General features: G+C 67.7%; 3 protein-coding genes. 2 read left to right on the forward strand and 1 reads right to left on the reverse strand.

Features of this window, described 5'->3' with window-relative positions; translation table 11 throughout:
- Positions 1–594 (reverse strand): glucokinase (locus tag AC04L7_RS16335; RefSeq protein WP_475513423.1); only part of this gene is annotated, 594 nt, incomplete at its 3' end.
- A gap of 133 nt (positions 595–727) precedes the next feature.
- Here AC04L7_RS16335 and AC04L7_RS16340 point away from each other — a divergent pair.
- Together AC04L7_RS16340 and AC04L7_RS16345 are read left to right on the forward strand one after the other, a co-directional pair.
- A complete protein-coding gene (locus AC04L7_RS16340; protein WP_435998706.1) occupies positions 728–1,132 on the forward strand; it encodes a CopL family metal-binding regulatory protein in 405 nt (134 codons plus the stop codon).
- Between the two features lie 113 nt (positions 1,133–1,245).
- Positions 1,246–2,632: copper resistance system multicopper oxidase (locus AC04L7_RS16345; RefSeq protein WP_475513424.1), on the forward strand; the 1,387-nt coding region annotated here is incomplete at its 3' end.

Below are 2,632 nucleotides of genomic sequence, written 5' to 3' on the forward strand. Positions count from 1 at the left end.
GTCCTTCAGCAGTCGGCGCACGATGTCCAGTTCCAGCGCATTGCCGGCAGCGAGCGATGCCTGTCCGACTTCGGTCGGCAGCACGCGCGGCGGCTGGCCTTCGATCCAGACGGCAGCGCCCAGCCCGGTCCCCGGCCCGATCACCAGCGCCGGCGACGACGTGGCGGATGAGTTCAGCGGCGTGAGCGGCGACAGCGTGTCCGGCGACAGCGTCGGCACCGCATTGGCCACTGCTTCGAAATCGTTGATCAGCTGCACCCAGGCCAGCCCGGCACCGACACGAGTCTGTTCGACCGACACCGCCCAGGGCAAATTGGAGTTGATCAGGCGATCGCCTTCCAGCACGCCGGCGATCGCGACGACTGCGCCGTGGCAGGGCGTACCGGCGGCATAGTCGTGAAGGATGGAGGCGAGATCGGCGTGCTCGGCACAGGCGTAACGACGGTAATCGTGGATCTCGTGGCTGCCATCGGCTTCGATCCATCCGAGACGGGCATACGTGCCCCCCACGTCGGCGACGATGATGCGCGCATCCGACGCCTGTGCTGCGGGAACGCCTCCCGGCGCCTCGTTCCCCGTTCCCGTGCCTGCCATGCGAATGCCACGCTGCCCGATGCCTGAAATACGCCCCAAGGATAACGTGTCCCCGCCCGATCGTGGCAGCGGGCGATGCCCCGACTCACCCTGCGGAAAGGTACGCGCACGTGCCATGGCGTATCATGCCGGCATGCCCCGCTTCGCCGCCCTGCTCCGCGTCCTGCTGTGCTTCGTGCTGCTGCTCAACGGCGCTGCGTATGCGCACGCTGCCACGCGGATGGCCATCGGCGACGCGGCGACGGAACAGGCGCACGACGACGTGCCTCCATGCCACGAGGGCGTGGACATGGCGGCACCGATGGATCACGAAAGCGCGGGGCCTTCAGGCCACCACGACGATGCCACCGGCCTCCCCGACTGTTGCAAGGCGGGCAACTGCGATGGTTTCTGCACGCACCATGCGCCGGCCCTGACGTGGCGGATACCGCTGGATGCGCACTTGCATCCTCCGATGCTGGCACCGGCTTATCGCGCCGATGCCCATGCCTCGGTGCGTCTGCCGCACCGTCACCGACCTCCCATCCTGGCGGCCTGAGGCCGCCTTCCGCGGCCGGTCGCATGCCGGAGGGCTGCCCTCCGGCCCCATGATCACGAAGGACGCCACCGCGGCAGCGGGCAGGCGTACCGACGATGTACAGGATGCTATGCATGAAACACGATGACTCCGGACGCCTCGGCGCGTTCCGACCCACGCGCCGCCAGTTCGTCACCGGCCTTGCGAGCGGCAGTGCAGCGCTCGGGCTTGGCCTGGTCCGCCTGCCCGCCTCCGCCGGCACACCCGCACGCCGTGGTGGCGCACCCCTCGTCACCGGCACCGACTTCGCCCTGAGCATYGGGGCGATGCCGGTCGACATCACCGGCCGCACACGCCCTGCGATCACCGTCAACGACAGCCTGCCCGCCCCCACACTGCGTTGGCGCGAAGGCGATACCGTGACCGTGCGCGTCAGCAACCGCCTGCGCGACATGACCTCCATCCACTGGCACGGCATCCTGCTGCCGTCGAACATGGATGGCGTACCGGGCCTGAGCTTCAACGGCATCGGGCCGGGCGAGTCCTTCCAGTACCGCTTCCAGGTGAAGCAATCCGGTACGTACTGGTACCACAGCCACTCGATGTTCCAGGAACAGGCCGGCCTGTACGGTGCGCTCATCATCGATCCTCGCGAGCCGCCGCCGTACCACCACGACCGCGAACACGTGGTGTTGCTGTCGGACTGGACCGACCTGGAGCCGGCCGCGCTGTACCGCCGCATGAAGAAGATGCCGGAACACGACAACTACTACCAGCGCACGCTGGTGGATTTCGTGCGCGATGCGAAGCGTGACGGCCTGGCGGAAACGATCGAGGATCGTGGCATGTGGGGGCGGATGCGGATGACGCCCACCGACATCTCCGACATCAACGCGCACACCTATACCTATCTGGTGAACGGCGCAGCGCCTGCGGGCAACTGGACCGGCCTGTTCAAACCGGGCGAGAAGGTGCTGCTGCGCTTCATCAACGGCAGCGCGATGACCTACTTCGACGTCCGCATCCCGGGACTGAAGATGACCGTGGTCGCCGCCGACGGCCAGTACATCCATCCGGTCAGCGTGGATGAGTTCCGTATCGCGGTGGCGGAGACCTYCGACGTGCTGGTCGAACCCACAGGCCAGGATGCTTTCACGATTTTCGCGCAGGACATGGGACGCACCGGCTACGCACGCGGCACGCTGGCCGTCCGTGACGGACTGGAAGCGACCATCCCCCCAAGGGATCCGCGCCCACTGCTGACCATGGCCGACATGGGCCACGACATGGGCGGACACGGCGCCGGCAAGGGCACGGAAGGCGGCTGCGGCGCGATGATGGGCGAAGGCGGGTGCGGCGCGAACATGGGCGCGATGGATCATGGCGCACACGGCGCGGCGGCAAATGCGCCAAACCATCCGCCCAGCGAATCCGGCAACCCGCTGGTCGACATGCAGTCGTCCGCCAGCGAACCGAAGCTCGACGATCCCGGCATCGGCCTGCGCGACAACGGCCGCCAGG

It is taken from the genome of Pseudoxanthomonas sp. LjRoot204_2 (assembly GCF_056175765.1).

Excerpts from the sequence above, each read along its gene's own strand:
- AC04L7_RS16340 (WP_435998706.1), top strand. The coding sequence starts at position 728 with ATGCCCCGCTTCGCCGCCCTGCTCCGCGTCCTGCTGTGCTTCGTGCTG.